The sequence below is a fragment of the Paenibacillus sp. 598K genome (assembly GCF_003851045.1).
GTDB lineage: Bacteria > Bacillota > Bacilli > Paenibacillales > Paenibacillaceae > Paenibacillus_D.
In genome coordinates this window covers 161,184-175,999 of the sequence record NZ_BFBX01000011.1, presented here as the reverse complement: position 1 = coordinate 175,999, position 14,816 = coordinate 161,184, and the positions used below count along the sequence as shown (strand labels likewise).

Here is a 14,816-nt window from a genome sequence, read left to right as displayed (position 1 = left end):
CATCATGCCGATGAGACGCTCGGTCGTCTTGAGATCGGTGACGAAGCTGCGCAGATCGCGGTTGTTGACGCCGATCAGCGTCGAGCGTCCGACCTCGAGCACCATCGCCAGCTCCTGCTCGTCATGCACCTCGACCAGCACATCCATGCCGAGACTGCGAGCCAGCTTGTCGTAGCTCTCCAACTGCTGCGCGGTCAGGATCGCCGCGATCAGCAGGATCGCATCGGCGCCCATCGTCCGCGCCTCGTAGATCTGGCGCTCATCGATGATGAAGTCCTTGCGCAGCAGCGGTACCCGCACCGCCTCACTGACTGCGGTGAGATAATCCGGCGAGCCCTGGAAAAACTCGACATCGGTCAGCACCGAGATACAGTCCGCCCCTGCCGCCTCATAGGTCCGAGCCAGCGCAACCGGCTCGAAGTCTGCCCGGATCAAGCCCTTGGACGGCGAAGCCTTCTTCACCTCGGCGATCAGTCCGAGCGAGCGCTGCCGCCCCGTTGTCAGCGCCCGTTCGAAGCCTCGGCACGGCTCCATCGCCGCGACCCGCCGTTCAACCTCGCTCAGCACGAACTGCTCGCTGAGCGTATCCACTTCACGCCGCTTGGCGGCTACGATCGTATCAAGAAACATGCGCGCACTCTCCTGTCATCTGTATCAATTGCTCCAGCTTAGCGGCTGCGCTGCCGTTGTCCAGCATCCGCATCGCGAGATGAATGCCCTCCTGCAAGGTGCCTGCGACGCCGCCTACATAGATGCAGGCGCCGGCGTTGGCCGCTACGATCGCCCGATAGGCGCCCTGCTCCTGACCGCTCAGCACCTGGCGGATCAAGGCCGCATTGGTCTGCGCGTCGCCGCCGAGCACCTCGCCCAGTGGATAACTGCGCAAGCCCAACTCCTCCGGCGTAATATCGTAGGTGCGCAGCTGTCCATCCTTCAGCTCGGAGATCTGAGTCGGCGCCGAGATACTGATCTCGTCCAGCCCGTCATGGCTGCTGACGACCATCGCACGCTGCAGGCCGAGTCGACCGAGCACGCCGGCTACCGTCTCGGTCCGCGAGCGATCGTAGATGCCGAGCAACTGGCGGTCGGCCCCTGCCGGATTGGTGAGCGGGCCGAGCATATTGAAGATCGTCCGCACCCCCAGCTCCCGGCGCGGCACAGCCGCATGCCGCATCGACGGGTGGAACAGTTGGGCGAACATAAAGCAGATGCCAATCTGCTCCAGACAAGCCCCCGCCTGCTCGGCGGTCAGCGCGATGTTAACGCCCAGCGCCTCCAGCACGTCGGCGCTGCCAGCCTTGCCGGACATCGCGCGGTTGCCGTGCTTGGCGACACGCACGCCCGCAGCCGAAGCGATGATCGCCGAGGCAGTCGAGATATTGAACTTATGGATGCCCGAGCCTCCTGTCCCGCAGGTGTCGAGCAAGCCGGTCTGCTCCGTCTGTACCCGGTTGGAGCGGCTGCGCATCACCTCGGCGAAGCCAGTGATCTCGTCGATCGTCTCGCCCTTCATTCGCAGCGCGGTGACGACCCCGGCGATCTGGGCCGGCGTCGCCTCGCCGCTCATGATGATGTCCATCGTCGCCGCCGCCTCGGTGCGCGTCAGATCCTTGCCTTCGATCAGTCGCGACAGCGCCAGCTGCATCGTCATCGTTTGCGTCGTCATCGCCATTCCCCCTTAAGCTTGAATATAGTAATCGGAATTGACCGCAATCGCGGCTGCGTTGCGCGCGTGAGCCGGGAACATTGCTTCCGCCGCCCGGATCGCCTTCAGCATCGCCTTTGCCTTGTTGACCGTTTCCTCGTATTCCTTCTCAGGTACGGAGTCCCAGACGATGCCGGCTCCCGCCTGGACATAAGCCTTGCCATGCTTGAAGATGATCGTCCGGATCGTGATGCATGTATTGAGACTGCCGCCGAAGCCGAGATAGCCGATCGCCCCGGCGTACGCGCCGCGCGCTTCGTTCTCCAGCTCTGCGATGATTTCCATCGCCCGCAGCTTCGGCGCGCCCGACACGGTGCCCGCCGGCATACAGGAGACGAAGGCGTCGAAGAAATCCTTGTCCTCGCGCAGCTTGCCCGACACATTGGAGACGATATGCATGACATGCGAGTAGCGCTCGATCTCCATGTAGGCGTCGCAGTGGACCGAGCCGAACTCGGCGACGCGGCCGATATCGTTGCGCCCCAGATCGACCAGCATCAGATGCTCGGCACGCTCCTTCTCGTCGGCGAGCAGCTCCCGCTCGAGCGCCTGATCCTCCTCGTCGGTCTTGCCGCGCGGCCGGGTGCCGGCGATCGGGCGCGTCTCGACGCGGCCGCCGTCGACCTTGACCAGCGCCTCGGGCGAGGTGCCGACGATGATCTCTTCGTCCATCTTCAGATAATACATGTACGGCGACGGGTTCATCGTCCGCAGCACGCGATACACATGCAGCGGGTCGACGGCGGTCTCGATGCTGAACCGTTGCGACAGCACGACCTGGAAGATGTCGCCGGCGCGAATATATTCCTTGGCCTGCTCGACGTTGCCGATGAACTGCTCCTTCGTCACATTGGACTGGACCTCGCCGAGATCGGGATCGGAGAGCAGCTCCCCGCCCGCCAGCATCGGCACGGCCAGCGGCTGCTGCAGCCGCGAGATTGCCGCATCGATGCGGGAGAGCGTCGCTTCATACGCTTCGGTAATCTCGGCATCCGTCGCCCCCTCGGGGATATGGACATTGCCAATGACCTGGATCTGCTGCTTGAAGTGGTCGAAGACGACGATCTGGTCGCAGAACATAAATTGCAGATCGTTCATCTGCAAGTCGTCGATCCGATGCGCCGGCAGCTTCTCGTAATATTGCAACAGGTCGTACCCGAAAAATCCGATGGCGCCGCCGGTGAAGGAAGGCAAGCCCGCCATCTGCGGGCTGCGGTAGCCGCGCAGTCGGGCCTTCAGCAGCTCCAGCGGCCGCTCCTTGCTGGACTGCTTGCCGTGTCTGTCCTCGATCGTCATCTCGCCGTTTTTGCCAGAGATCAGCATGAACGGGTCGGTGCCGATGTATGAGTAGCGCGCCCACTTCACGCCGCCCTCCACACTCTCGAGCAGGAATGCATGGCGCTCCTGGCTGAAGTGCTGGAACAGCCGGATCGGCGTCTCCGTGTCGGCCAGCGCATGCCGGGCGATCGGGATCAGATTATATTGTCTGGCCAAAGCGATGACATGCTGCAATTCGGTGGTCATGGGTTATCCCTTCCTTCATCTAAGTGTCCTGATACGCGAGCGGCTTCACCCGACAAGCACATAAAAAAGCTCCTGCGGACGGCAGGAGCTGTGATTGATTAGACCTGAACATCGAATGCAAAAGGAATGCCGGCATACAGGAACAAACCCCCAGGGCGCAACAAACTACGCCTCTCCCTGGCTCTCCCGCGTCTGCATCTCATCGCATACTCTTCTCAACTCAGCTCGTCTCTCACTAGGCTCTGCTCATCTCATGGTACCCTAACTATTCACTCGTCTCTTGCTTTGCTAAACTACTGTTCACTATACAACACCAAGCCGAGTTCGTCAATTCTTCGCTGCCAGATCCGGACGCAGCGCGCGCGCGCCACCAAGGTAAATATGACGGATTTCGTCCTGCCCCTTCTCCGTGTTGACCAGCACCATCAGACGAATGCAACGCTGCAGGCTGCCTTTGACTGGCACCTCCAGGGAACACATCAACGGCACCAGATCCCAACCAGGCAGTCGACGGATCGCTACGGCAGGAAAAGCGGCATCCAGATCTTGTGTAACGGTGACGAAAATGCTTCCCACCTGATCCGGCGTCAGTTGATTCTCCTTGATGATCTCGTCCAGCATTTGCGCCGTGGCATCGAGAATCTGTTGTTCGTCGTTCAGCTCTACGGTAATCGCTCCGCGAATTCCCCGCACATTCATCCTACTCGGCCTCCTTCTTTAACTGCTCCACAATCGCCCGCACGAGACTGGCGTCCACGCTGCGGTTGATCTCAACCTTGCCGATCGCTGTAGGCACGATGAACACCATCCGTCCTCCGGCGAATTTCTTGTCGAACATCATCGCTTCCATGATGGCATCCACATCATAATGCTCCGGCAGCCGCACCGGCAGGCCGCACCGCTGCAGGACGCGTTTGGTAACGGTATATACCTCCTCCGGCGCGCCCAGCTCGACGCCGAGCCTGGCCGAGCCGACCATGCCGATCGCGATCGCTTCGCCATGCAGCAGCTCGCCGTACTGGCCGACCGCCTCCAGCGCATGTCCAATCGTATGGCCGAGATTCAGGATCGCCCGCAGGCTGCTCTCGCGTTCATCCTCGGAGACGACCGATGCCTTGACGCTGCAGCCCTTGTAGAGCGCGTATCCGAGCGCCTCCGCATCGAGCGCCAGCAGCTTGTCCGCATTCGCATCGATCCAGTCGACGAACTCGACGTCCCAGATCAGACCATGCTTGACGACCTCAGACAAGCCCGAGCGCACATCGCGCGGCGGCAGTGACTGCAGCGTGCTCAGATCGTACAGCACCAGCTCCGGCTGGTGGAAAGCGCCGATGACGTTTTTGGCGAGGCGATGGTTGACGGCGACCTTGCCGCCGACACTGCTGTCATGTGCGAGGATCGTCGTCGGCACCTGGACGAAGCGGACGCCCCGCATATAAGCTGCCGCCACATACCCTGCCAGATCGCCGACGACGCCGCCGCCGAGCGCGACGACTGTCGACTTGCGATCGAGTCCGGACTGCAGCGCCTTCGTCATGATCTGCTCGAACATATCCAGCGACTTGGACGATTCGCCGGACGGGACGACGAACGATACGACCTCGTAGCCCGCTTGCGTCAGCTGTGCCGTGAGCGGTTCCAGATAATGCGGCGCAACCTGCGTGTCAGAGACGATGAGCAACGGCGATGACTTGACGATGCCGTGCTTGGCGAACAGCTCGCCCGCCTGCCCCAGCAAGCCTTCGCCGATATAGATCGGGTAGCTGCGGTCGCCTAGATCAACTGTAAGCTCCCTCATCATTAGTAGCTCCTCACTTGAGCGAGGTACGCGTCTACGTTGGCGCGGATCTCCTCGATCGAGTCGCCGCCGAACTTCTCCAGGAAGGCCCGTGCGACCTCCCAGGCGACGACATGCTCCATGACGACGCTGGCGGCCGGTACGGCGCAGCTGTCCGAGCGTTCCACCTGAGCGGTGAATGCTTCCTTGGTGTCGATGTCGACGCTGCGGAGCGGCTTGTAGAGCGTCGGGATCGGCTTCATGACGCCGCGCACGACGATCTGCTCGCCGGTCGTCATGCCGCCCTCGAAGCCGCCTGCGCGGTTAGAGGCGCGATGATAGCCGCGCTCCTCGGTGTAGAGGATCTCGTCATGCACCTTGGAGCCTCGCATCGCTGCCGCCTCGAAGCCGATGCCGATCTCGCAGCCCTTAAACGCATTGATCGAAACGACCGCCTGGGCGATCCGTCCGTCGAGCTTGCGGTCCCATTGGACATGGCTGCCCAGACCGACCGGCACACCCTCGATGATGCATTCGACGATGCCGCCGATCGAGTCGCCCTCGGCCTTCACCTGGTCAATATGCGCCATCATCTTCTCTTCGGTCGCCTTGTCGACGACGCGCACCGGCGACTCCTCCGTCTGGTCGATCAGCTCATCGACCGACAGCTGGTTGGGCGGCGCTTCGATCTCGCCGATCCGGATGACCTGCCCCGCCACCTTGATGCCAAATGCGGCCAGCAGCTGCCGGGCCATCGCGCCTACGGCGACGCGCGCGGCCGTCTCGCGAGCGCTCGAGCGCTCGAGGACGTTGCGCAGGTCCTTCAGATTGTACTTGAGTCCGCCGTTCAGGTCGGCATGACCCGGGCGCGGCCGGTGGACGCGGCGCTTCTCCTCGTCGCCGCCTTCGATCGGCTCGATGTTCATGACCTTAGTCCAGTGCTTCCAATCGTTGTTGGCGACGACGAGCGCGACCGGCGCGCCAGTCGTCCGACCGTGACGCACGCCCCCAACGATCTCCGCCGTATCCTTCTCGATCTGCATGCGACGTCCGCGGCCATGGCCCTTCTGCCGACGCTGCAGCTGATTGTTCAATTCTTCGAAATCAATGGTCAGGTTGCTCGGCAACCCCTCGATAATCGCGGTCAACTGAGGGCCATGGGTCTCCCCCGCTGTCAAATAACGCAAGCTCACTCTCGGTTCCTCCTCGAAGTTACTCGGCATATCAATTTATGATTTGGAAAAAAACGCGCAGCGAAAAGGGCGTTTCCCCGCCCTCTCAACATCTTTGCTAATTATAGTATAGCGCTGCAGGTTTGACAAGAAATAGCGACGATCCACAGACGTTCAGCCGTTCCCCGCAAAATGCGCCAATACCACCCTGCCGAAAACAAATAAAAATCCTCTCCCGGCTTGCAGCAGCAAACCGGAAGAGGATCATTAGTCAATACCGAGCAGGTTCCAGCAAGCCATCGCGCTATCCCGTAATCGAGTGGCGAACGACTCGCAATGTCGGCTCGGCGGCCAGCCGCGGATCGTCGAGGATCCCAAGTAGATGCGGGTTGTCTACGCCGAGGATCTGGGCGCATTCCTGGATCGTCATCATGCCGCACCGATAGGCGGCGACAACTTTGCGCTTGTCCATGTGATTCCCTCCAAGATTGGTCGATGGCTCTAGTATTGGAGAATAAGGGCATCCTTTATTCATGAACGGCGCTTGCGATAAAAAAACGTCTCCACAGTCTCCAGATCATACTGCGACGGCGAGAAAATCTGCTCCGTACTGCCTACGAACAACAGCCCGCCCGGTCGCAAAGCAGCCGAAAACTTGCGATAGAGCAGTTGCTTGGCTTCCTCTGTGAAATAAATCATCACATTGCGGCACACAATCAGGTCGAACGGACCCTCGAAACGGTCATGCAACAAATTGTGCTGTTTGAATTTAACGGCTTTCTTGAGCGAATCCCGCACGGTATACACCCCATCGTTGACGGTGAAGTACGTTTTGAGATAAGCCGGCGGCACATCGCGCACCGAGCGGTCCAAGTAGTTGCCATGATCGGCCTTTTCGAGCACCTTGTGATCCAGATCAGTCGCCAGGATCGAGGATCGGTCCTGCACGCCCAGATGATCCAGGATCATCGCCAGTGTATAAGGCTCCTCGCCTGTGGAGCAGGCCGCGCTCCAGATGCGCATCCGGGGCGAATCCTTCAGCAGCTCTGGCAAAAAACGCTGCTCCAGCGCCTGCCACCGATTGGGGTTGCGCCAAAACTCAGAGACGTTGATCGTCATCCGGTCCAAAAACTCGTTCATCAGCTGTGAATCCTTTTGTAACGCATCCATATACGTCTGGAAGCTGGTAAAGCCGTGCTTGGCGCGGAGTGTCGTCAATCTGCGCTTCATCTGCGCTTCCTTGTATTGCGACAGATCGATCGCTGTTTTGTCCTTGATCCGCTTGATGAACAAAGCGAAGTCCTGATCCTCCACCGTATGCTCCCCCTTGTGTGGCTTTGGATGATGCGCTCTTCGTTAGATCCAGCGCTGAATCGTATGTTCGTAATCGACCAGCTCTTCCGGTGAGAAATAAAGGGCAATTTCGCGAGCCGCACTCTCGACCGAATCGGAGCCGTGGATCAGATTAAAATTGGTATGTACAGCATAGTCGGAGCGGATCGTCCCCGGCGCGGCCTGCAGCGCATCGGTCTTGCCGATCAACGCCCGCGTCAGCGCGATGACGCCGTCGCCCCGCCAGACCATCGCGAATACGGGGCCGGAGGTAATAAAGTCGATGAGCGGATCGTAATACGGTCTGCCCACATGCTCCGCGTAATGCGCCTCGGCCAACCGTCGGTCCAGCTGCATAAACTTGGCTGCCGACAGCTGAAGCCCTTTTTTCTCGAATCTGCCGACGATCTCGCCGATCAGTCCCCGCTGGACCCCGTCCGGTTTAATCATCAGAAAGGTTTGTTCCATTGCATGCGCCTCCTCATAAATAAATCTGATTGCTATTAAAAGTTACGCTTGGCGACAAACCGGGCAATATCCGTCAGATGCTGCTTGGCGCTGATGCCCGGCAGTCCGTCAAGCGCAGCGATCGCCTTGTCGATATACCGGTCGGCCAACTGCTCTGACCGGGTAATGCCGCGGCTGCCGCGAATCAAACGGATCGTCCGTGTAATGTCGGCGGCTGGCCCCAGCTCTCGAATCGTCGCGATCTCCTCGCGAAGCTCGTCGGCAATATCGGGGTCCTGCAGCGCGAGCAGCACCGGCAGCGTAATGTTGCCCTGAGTAATGTCCGAACCCGGCGGTTTGCCGATCTGCTTCTCCGTCCCGCAAATATCGAGCACGTCGTCGCGGATCTGAAAGGCCATGCCGACATTATAGCCAAACCGATACAGTCGCAGCGCGTGCTCGCGGTCGCTGTCTGCCGCGATCGCCCCGAGCTGACAGCTGACGGCGATCAGCAGCGCTGTCTTACGGCGGATCCGCTTCAGATAATGACGCACCGACTGCGATACATTGAAAAAATCGCGAATCTGCTCCATCTCGCCGATCGTCATCTGCAGGACGGCTGCGGAAAGCACGCGATGGATCTCCGGCTGGTTTAGCTCAGTCACCATGACGAGCGCTTTGCCGTAAATATAGTCCCCCGTATACATCGCTATCCGATTGTCCCATTTTGACTTGACCGTGAGCTTGCCGCGCCGCGTCTCGGCATTGTCGATGACATCATCATGGACGAGCGAGGCCATATGGATCAGCTCGAGCGGCACAGCGACCCGCTTCAGCCGATCCAGCCGGTAGTCGCCGAATTTGCCCGACAACAGCACGAACGCCGGACGGAGTCGTTTGCCGCCAGCCTTCAACAGATGCAGCGAGGCGTCGCTCAGCAACCGATGATTGGAACTGACGACAAGCTCCAGCTCGCGTTCGATGACTTGCAGGTCCGTTTTCAGTTTTGCATACAGTTCCAGTAGTTTCATTCGTTCACCCGTGCGACAAAGTTTGGTCGTTCCAGTATTCCATCCGTACATCCCGCTCCAGCAGCCCCAGCTTCCTCGCATAACCGAAGTATAGCGACATTCCCGCCAACTGGCGAGGGCCGAGGTCATAATTCAGCTCTTGGAAATAACGCCGCCAATACGACGGCTCTCCGCCAAGCTCGCGACAAGCCTTGGTCACCAGTTCCTCCGGCTCGCGCAAGCTCAGCCGCTTGCTCTCCAGCAACGCTGCATGGACCTCGTCCAGCAAGTCCGGCTGGCTCAACGCCAGCTCCCGACGGGCGGCGACGACCGCGAAGGTCATACCGTGTCCCGTCCAGCTGCGCCAGAGCGAGCCCAGGTCGATCACCTCGCAGCCGTTCTGTCGCCAGGAAGCCTTGATCGCGGTATCGCCGATCAACAGCGCGGCATCGGCCTGCTCCAGCATGTCGTCCAGGGAGGGCGCCGTCGTCAGGTATCGGGGAGTCGCGCCGTAATACTCCTGCATGAGGATGCGCAGCAGGTTGACCGAGGTGGCCGACGTATCGGTCATTGCGATCGTGCCGCGCAGCACCTCCTCAAGCGGCCGCTTCAAGAATAGCAGGATCGAGTTGACGCGGTCCTCCGCACTTACAGACAGACCCGGCAACAAGATATAGTCTTCGCTATTCTGAGCATAGGCAAACGAGGAGATCGCTGCGACATCCAGCTCGCGCTCGCGCAGCGCAGCGTTAAGGCGCGAGGGAACCTGCGTGGAAAGACGCACCCTGCCGCCGAGACGTTCCTCGCGAAAGTGAAAAAAAATCGGCCAGGCGTTGGCGTAGTCAATCCGTCCGAGGGTTATCTGAGGACTGTCCTTCATGCTGCTCTTCCCCCCATCTTCTGTACAGATTGTGAGCCAGCGGCAAATTGTCCATCACCTTGCCCACGAGGAAATCAATCATCTCCTCCATCGACTGCGGCTTGTAATAAAAAGCCGGCATCGCCGGAATTAACCTCGCGCCCAGCCTCGCCAGCGTCAGCATATTCTCCAGATGAATCGCGTGCAGCGGCGTCTCGCGAGGCACGAGCAGCAGCTTGCGGCCTTCCTTGAGCATGACGTCGGCAGCCCGCGTCAGCAGATTAGTCGAGGCACCATGGGCGATCGCCGACAGCGAGCCCATCGAGCACGGGATGATGACCATCCCTTCGGTACGGAATGATCCGCTGGCGATCGGCGCTCCGATATCGCGATTGTCATGATAATGAAGTCGGTCGCTATATTCGGCGAACCGCCCCGCCAGCGTCTCCCGACGTCTGGCGACATCCCAGTCAAGTTCCTCCTTGAAGACCCGCCATCCCGAATCGGTGATAACCAGATGCAGCTCTACGCCAGTTGCGAGCAGCTCCTCGCACAGCCGCAGGCCGTAGATAGCCCCGCTGGCGCCGGTGATGCCGACGATCCATCGCGGGGCGCGAGCAGTCTGTTGCTCTACCATGTATGCAACACCACCAGATCGAGCAGTGTGAAGAAGAAGACGACCATGCTCAGCGTACCATTCATTGTAAAAAATGCGGTATCCAGCCGGGTCAGATCATCCGGCTTGACCAGACGATGCTGGTAGAACAGGATGAACAGCGCGACCAGCAAGCCGATCAGATAGCTCAGGCCGAGATCCGTCAGCCAGTAGAGCGCGATGAATCCGACGCCGGTGCAGAAGTGGAACACTCTGGCCATGGCAAGCGCCCGAGACAGACCAAAGCGGGCCGGGATCGAGTGCAGCCGTTCTTTGCGATCAAACTCGAAGTCCTGACACGCATAGATGATATCGAAGCCTGCGGTCCATAGCGCGACCGACACATACAGGATCATCGCGGTCCAGTCCACGGCTCCGGTGACGGCGACCCAGCCGCCGAGCGGCGCCAGCGCGATCGTCAGACCAAGCACGACATGGCACAGCCAGGTGAAGCGCTTGGTGTACGAATAGATCACGAGCATGAACACCGCGAGCGGCAGCAGGATGACAGCCAGCGTGTTCAGCTGGAACGACGCGTAAAAGAGCAAGGCAAACGATGCGATGATAAACAGCAGCACCTCGCCAGACTTCAGCAGACCGGCAGGCAGCGCCCGGCCTTCGGTGCGCGGGTTGCGCAGGTCGATCGCCTTGTCGATTAGCCGGTTCAGGCCCATCGCCGCGCTGCGGGCTCCGATCATTGCCAGGACGATCCAGCCAATCTCGGCCCAGGAAGGCAAGCGGTCCTGCATTGAGACCGCGCCGAGGATCGCGCCCACAAAGGCAAACGGCAAGGCGAAAATCGTATGCTCGAACTTGATCATTTCAAGAAAAATACGTGTTTTGCGAATCATTGCTTATCCGATCCCTTCGTGCCGATATGAAGCGCAGCTACGCCACCGACAAAAGGGTAAGCTTGCACATTTTCAAGTCCAACCTCGCGGTAGATCTCAGCCAGCCGCTCCATATCCGGGAAGCTGACCAGCGACTCCGGCAGCCATTTGTACTCCTCGTGTCGCTTGGCTACCAGCTTGCCGATGAGCGGCATGATCTGGCGGAAATAAAAATAATAGACGCCCTTGAACGGCTGTCGACTTGGCTTGGACATCTCCAGGCAGACGACCTTGCCGCCAGGCTTGACGACCCGTCTCATCTCGCTAAGCACCGTCACCAGATCGGGGACGTTGCGCAGGCCAAAGCCGATCGTCGCGTAGTCGAAATGATCGTCCGGGAATGGCAAAGCCATCGCATTGCCCTGGACGAGGGATATCTGGGCAGAGAGCCCCAGCTCGTCCACCTTGCTCTTGCCGACGTCGAGCATCGCCTGGCTGAAGTCGAGTCCGACGATGCCCCCTTTGCCGCTCGTGCGAGCCAGATCAATCGTCCAGTCGCATGTCCCACAGCACAGATCAATGGCGGTGTCGCCAGGCTTCATAGCCATCTTGCGCATCGTAAACTTGCGCCAGGACTTATGCCTGCCGAAGCTGATCAGGTCGTTCATTCTGTCATATTTGGGCGCGATGCGCTCGAATACCGAGTGCACATGCTGCTCTTTGGCGCGCGGGTCCATCTATGTCACCTCGTCTCGTTGAATGCGGGGGCCGGCAGGACAAGCGTCGCCAACAGGAGCTCGCCGATGCGGCGGAGCTCGTCAGCAAGCCTCTCGTCCGGCAGACGGTCGGCCTCGTCGTGCAACAGCGCCACGGCGCGTCTCAGCTCGTCGCACAGTCTCTCATACGCCGAAGCGCGATACGCCGGATGCAGCTCTACAGACTCGCCTCGACCATCGGCGCGCTGCTCCTCCAGCAGCATCCAGTAGCCCAGGCCCCAATGAAAGCCGACCTCGTCATGCAGTCTGTCCAGCTCGGCAGCGAGCAGCTCTGCCCGGCTTACGATCTCGACCAGCTCCTGCCAGCGCGTCGCGGTCTCGCCGCTCACCAGGTCCGCAAACGCCAGCAGCAGCGCCGAACGCTGAGCCACGCCATACCCGATATAACGCTCGCTATCCATCTGCGCTCGCTGCATATCTACGTAGTGATCCATCTTCAGTCGGTTGATCTCGCATACCGCTTCGCTGAGCTTGTGAATCCTCTCACGTTGTCCGGCTTGCGCCAGCAGATGATAAAATCGCCCGCTGAAGTAATCGCCTCCCAGCACCTTCATCTGGCGAGAGCGCATCTCGGCCTCGGAGCCGGCATCGCGGTCCGTATCGATCCAGTCATGCGTGTCCAGCCCCAGCTGCAGCAACCCGACGACGAGCGCATAGAGCTCGCTGTGCTCGGACTCCAGAGCCAGAGCAGCATACAACAATCGCGTGCGCGCCTCTGAGAAGGGGGGGAGACCGGTGTAACGATGTATCATGTCATAGGCTATATATTTGGTGGCAAGCTCAGGTATTCTGTAAGGTATCATCGGTCAAGCCTCCGAACAGCAGTCATCCTCATTAGCGAGGTTGTCAAGCCAATATCTAAATTATTATAGCACATTACAAATTCAGAAGTATATCAAAAGTGTGCCCTCGCGAAGCGAGGCCCACTCTGCGCATCGGCTAATCGACCAATGGACCGAAACGACGCTCCCACTCCGGCGTAACCCGCAGACGAAACAGCTCTCGCCACTGCGGCTGCAGCATATCGCCCTGCGACAGGTTAGCGAGATAACGCGCCAGCTCGCTATCTGTGCGGCGAACGTCAGCGGCGAGCAGCAGCGCCGGGCGCTTGCCATCGGCGCCAGTCTGCACGCTGCCCGAAGCGGTCTCTACGAAACGTACGCGCACGCGCTCGACATTATCGAGCTGTACCATCGCCAGCTTCAACAAGGCCAGCAGGTCGGCGTTCAAATCGTCTGCCGCGGCCTGTCGCGGCACAGCATAGTCTACCGCGAGCTCAGCATGGCTCCAGACGACCCGCTTCAGTCCGTTGCGCCACGACTCCGAGCCGAGCACATCGACCACATTGTCGAAGTCGAGCGACGTTGCTTGGCTAGGCAGGAATACTTGCGCCTCCTGCGGCTGGCTTGATCCTACGGCGTTTGATTCCGGCAAGGAAGCCAGCAGATAGGTCGCCGTTAAAGCGAGAGCAACCGAGAGCAGTAACGTTTTCCATATTCGCATGCCGCGCCTCCTACGGGTCATAATCGCAGGAACCGGCGTTTGGTGCAACGGTCAGGCCCCATACTACATTGTATAACAAAAAAAGCAGGCTATGCCTGCTTAGTTATCGGTATCGACCGAGCCGTACTTGGTCATCACCGTAGCCTTGCCTCTGATCTTGATGGCCGACGTGTGATCCGTAAATTGAGCGATCAGCACCTCGCCGCGATCAAGCTTCTCGGTGTGGTGAAACTTGGTATCCAATCCACGCGTCAGACCGATCACCTGCACGCCTTGCTCCTTAGCCTTCACAACAATGTAATCGCCGTTCGTTGTATCCATCGCTTGACCCTCCCTGTATCGAAAGAAAAACGGCCTTCCCGCCGGAAACCGGTCAGTGAAGGCAGTCCGTAAGTTATGTAACTGGTCGGAGTAACAGGATTTGAACCTGCGACCTCACCCACCCCAAGGGTGCGCGCTACCAGGCTGCGCCATACCCCGATAAAGGTTGTTAAAAAAGTGCGCTTTTGATCACGAAGCAACTCGGAGAAGTGTACTCGACGTCGAATCTTGAATGCATGATGAACTTCCGGTGCTCACGTAGTCTCAACTACGCTCCGCTCCTCATTTCCTCCTGCCTCCAACCTTCTCGGTGCTGAAAACCGCCCTTTTTTAACCCGTATTTAAATAGGTTGTTAAAAAAGTGCGCTTTTGATCACTTCATCGATGCAAAGTCGAGTCTACCGAAAATAAAGGAAAAAGTCAATAGATCGCATGAAGGATTTGTAAATGAGACTGAAGCAAAAACGTCCGAACAGAATCATTCGGACGTCGGTCATCGTCTTAGTTCGAAACGAGATCCTTCAGGGATTTGCCTGGCTTGAACGCTGGCATCTTGCTCGCAGCGATCTCGATCTCTTCGCCGGTCTGTGGGTTGCGGCCTTTGCGGGCGGAACGCTCACGAACCTCGAAGTTGCCAAAGCCTACCAATTGAACCTTGTCTCCGCTTTGCAGCGCATCAGAGATAGCATCAAAAACAGCGTCTACTGCTTTTGTCGCATCTTTCTTGGAAAGTTCAGTTGCTTCAGCCACTTTAGCAATCAAGTCTGTTTTGTTCAATGTATTCACCTCCTCTGAATCTTTCTGTCGCTCCAATATCATTCTGTTTAACCGAATCAATTGTTTTTATACCTTGATTCACAACAAATTTATAGTAATACAGGCGTTTCGGAATTTCAAGTAGATTA

At 58.9% G+C, this 14,816-nt stretch carries 18 protein-coding genes and 1 tRNA gene; all 19 read right to left on the bottom strand.

The window, feature by feature from the left end; translation table 11 throughout:
• Positions 1-630: indole-3-glycerol phosphate synthase TrpC (gene trpC / locus PA598K_RS05100; protein WP_260405270.1), on the bottom strand; the 630-nt coding region annotated here is incomplete at its 3' end.
• Positions 620-1,666: an anthranilate phosphoribosyltransferase gene (gene trpD / locus PA598K_RS05095; RefSeq protein WP_128655885.1), complete on the bottom strand. Its 1,047-nt coding sequence runs from the start codon at positions 1,664-1,666 to the stop codon at positions 620-622. The genes trpC and trpD, both read right to left, overlap by 11 nt.
• Before the next feature lie 12 nt (positions 1,667-1,678).
• On the bottom strand, positions 1,679-3,229 hold the full coding sequence (gene trpE, locus PA598K_RS05090; RefSeq protein ID WP_128655884.1) for an anthranilate synthase component I: 1,551 nt from the start codon (positions 3,227-3,229) through the stop codon (positions 1,679-1,681).
• Between the two features lie 327 nt (positions 3,230-3,556).
• Complete coding sequence (gene aroH / locus PA598K_RS05085; protein WP_128655883.1) at positions 3,557-3,928, bottom strand: chorismate mutase; 372 nt, start codon at positions 3,926-3,928, stop codon at positions 3,557-3,559.
• A 1-nt stretch (position 3,929) separates the two neighbouring features.
• On the bottom strand, positions 3,930-5,027 hold the full coding sequence (aroB, locus tag PA598K_RS05080) for a 3-dehydroquinate synthase (protein ID WP_185601579.1): 1,098 nt from the start codon (positions 5,025-5,027) through the stop codon (positions 3,930-3,932).
• 2 nt (positions 5,028-5,029) lie between these two features.
• Positions 5,030-6,199, bottom strand: a complete 1,170-nt coding sequence (gene aroC / locus PA598K_RS05075) for a chorismate synthase (RefSeq protein WP_128655881.1) — start codon at positions 6,197-6,199, stop codon at positions 5,030-5,032.
• A gap of 283 nt (positions 6,200-6,482) precedes the next feature.
• On the bottom strand, positions 6,483-6,650 hold the full coding sequence (locus PA598K_RS35945) for a hypothetical protein (RefSeq protein ID WP_185601577.1): 168 nt from the start codon (positions 6,648-6,650) through the stop codon (positions 6,483-6,485).
• A gap of 59 nt (positions 6,651-6,709) precedes the next feature.
• On the bottom strand, positions 6,710-7,492 hold the full coding sequence (locus tag PA598K_RS05070) for a CheR family methyltransferase (RefSeq protein WP_128655880.1): 783 nt from the start codon (positions 7,490-7,492) through the stop codon (positions 6,710-6,712).
• 42 nt (positions 7,493-7,534) lie between these two features.
• Positions 7,535-7,978: a nucleoside-diphosphate kinase gene (gene ndk, locus PA598K_RS05065; protein WP_128655879.1), complete on the bottom strand. Its 444-nt coding sequence runs from the start codon at positions 7,976-7,978 to the stop codon at positions 7,535-7,537.
• Between the two features lie 35 nt (positions 7,979-8,013).
• On the bottom strand, positions 8,014-8,988 hold the full coding sequence (locus PA598K_RS05060; RefSeq protein WP_128655878.1) for a polyprenyl synthetase family protein: 975 nt from the start codon (positions 8,986-8,988) through the stop codon (positions 8,014-8,016).
• Positions 8,989-8,992: 4 nt separating this feature from the next.
• The gene (locus PA598K_RS05055; RefSeq protein ID WP_128655877.1) at positions 8,993-9,847 is read right to left on the bottom strand and encodes a menaquinone biosynthetic enzyme MqnA/MqnD family protein; all 855 of its coding nucleotides are present in this window, start codon (positions 9,845-9,847) and stop codon (positions 8,993-8,995) included.
• Positions 9,810-10,463, bottom strand: a complete 654-nt coding sequence (locus tag PA598K_RS05050; protein WP_128655876.1) for a UbiX family flavin prenyltransferase — start codon at positions 10,461-10,463, stop codon at positions 9,810-9,812. The genes PA598K_RS05055 and PA598K_RS05050 overlap by 38 nt, the downstream gene beginning before the upstream one ends.
• The gene (locus tag PA598K_RS05045; protein WP_128655875.1) at positions 10,457-11,332 is read right to left on the bottom strand and encodes a UbiA-like polyprenyltransferase; all 876 of its coding nucleotides are present in this window, start codon (positions 11,330-11,332) and stop codon (positions 10,457-10,459) included. Before PA598K_RS05045 ends, PA598K_RS05050 begins: the two co-directional genes overlap by 7 nt.
• The gene (locus PA598K_RS05040; RefSeq protein ID WP_128655874.1) at positions 11,329-12,048 is read right to left on the bottom strand and encodes a demethylmenaquinone methyltransferase; all 720 of its coding nucleotides are present in this window, start codon (positions 12,046-12,048) and stop codon (positions 11,329-11,331) included. Before PA598K_RS05040 ends, PA598K_RS05045 begins: the two co-directional genes overlap by 4 nt.
• 5 nt (positions 12,049-12,053) lie before the next feature.
• Positions 12,054-12,890 carry a heptaprenyl diphosphate synthase component 1 gene (locus PA598K_RS05035; RefSeq protein WP_128655873.1) on the bottom strand — a complete coding sequence of 279 codons (837 nt, stop codon included), beginning with the start codon at positions 12,888-12,890 and terminating at the stop codon, positions 12,054-12,056.
• Positions 12,891-13,026: 136 nt separating this feature from the next.
• On the bottom strand, positions 13,027-13,590 hold the full coding sequence (locus PA598K_RS05030) for a hypothetical protein (RefSeq protein ID WP_128655872.1): 564 nt from the start codon (positions 13,588-13,590) through the stop codon (positions 13,027-13,029).
• Positions 13,591-13,689: 99 nt separating this feature from the next.
• Positions 13,690-13,911 (bottom strand): trp RNA-binding attenuation protein MtrB, encoded by a 222-nt coding sequence (gene mtrB, locus PA598K_RS05025; RefSeq protein ID WP_128655871.1) that lies wholly within the window; start codon positions 13,909-13,911, stop codon positions 13,690-13,692.
• An 82-nt stretch (positions 13,912-13,993) separates the two neighbouring features.
• A tRNA-Pro gene (locus tag PA598K_RS05020) sits at positions 13,994-14,070 on the bottom strand.
• A 342-nt stretch (positions 14,071-14,412) separates the two neighbouring features.
• On the bottom strand, positions 14,413-14,688 hold the full coding sequence (locus tag PA598K_RS05015; RefSeq protein ID WP_128655870.1) for an HU family DNA-binding protein: 276 nt from the start codon (positions 14,686-14,688) through the stop codon (positions 14,413-14,415).
• Positions 14,689-14,816 lie beyond the last annotated feature (128 nt).

What these genes read in the sequence shown, in the direction of transcription:
- trpE (WP_128655884.1), bottom strand. Translation starts at nt 3,229, where the DNA reads ATGACCACCGAATTGCAGCATGTCATCGCTTTGGCCAGACAATATAAT.
- aroH (WP_128655883.1), bottom strand. Translation starts at nt 3,928, where the DNA reads ATGAATGTGCGGGGAATTCGCGGAGCGATTACCGTAGAGCTGAACGAC.
- trpD (WP_128655885.1), bottom strand. Translation starts at nt 1,666, where the DNA reads ATGACGACGCAAACGATGACGATGCAGCTGGCGCTGTCGCGACTGATC.
- aroB (WP_185601579.1), bottom strand. Translation starts at nt 5,027, where the DNA reads ATGAGGGAGCTTACAGTTGATCTAGGCGACCGCAGCTACCCGATCTAT.
- PA598K_RS05045 (WP_128655875.1), bottom strand. Translation starts at nt 11,332, where the DNA reads ATGATTCGCAAAACACGTATTTTTCTTGAAATGATCAAGTTCGAGCAT.
- PA598K_RS35945 (WP_185601577.1), bottom strand. Translation starts at nt 6,650, where the DNA reads ATGGACAAGCGCAAAGTTGTCGCCGCCTATCGGTGCGGCATGATGACG.
- mtrB (WP_128655871.1), bottom strand. Translation starts at nt 13,911, where the DNA reads ATGGATACAACGAACGGCGATTACATTGTTGTGAAGGCTAAGGAGCAA.
- PA598K_RS05060 (WP_128655878.1), bottom strand. Translation starts at nt 8,988, where the DNA reads ATGAAACTACTGGAACTGTATGCAAAACTGAAAACGGACCTGCAAGTC.
- PA598K_RS05040 (WP_128655874.1), bottom strand. Translation starts at nt 12,048, where the DNA reads ATGGACCCGCGCGCCAAAGAGCAGCATGTGCACTCGGTATTCGAGCGC.
- PA598K_RS05055 (WP_128655877.1), bottom strand. Translation starts at nt 9,847, where the DNA reads ATGAAGGACAGTCCTCAGATAACCCTCGGACGGATTGACTACGCCAAC.
- PA598K_RS05050 (WP_128655876.1), bottom strand. Translation starts at nt 10,463, where the DNA reads ATGGTAGAGCAACAGACTGCTCGCGCCCCGCGATGGATCGTCGGCATC.
- ndk (WP_128655879.1), bottom strand. Translation starts at nt 7,978, where the DNA reads ATGGAACAAACCTTTCTGATGATTAAACCGGACGGGGTCCAGCGGGGA.
- PA598K_RS05030 (WP_128655872.1), bottom strand. Translation starts at nt 13,590, where the DNA reads ATGCGAATATGGAAAACGTTACTGCTCTCGGTTGCTCTCGCTTTAACG.
- PA598K_RS05035 (WP_128655873.1), bottom strand. Translation starts at nt 12,890, where the DNA reads ATGATACCTTACAGAATACCTGAGCTTGCCACCAAATATATAGCCTAT.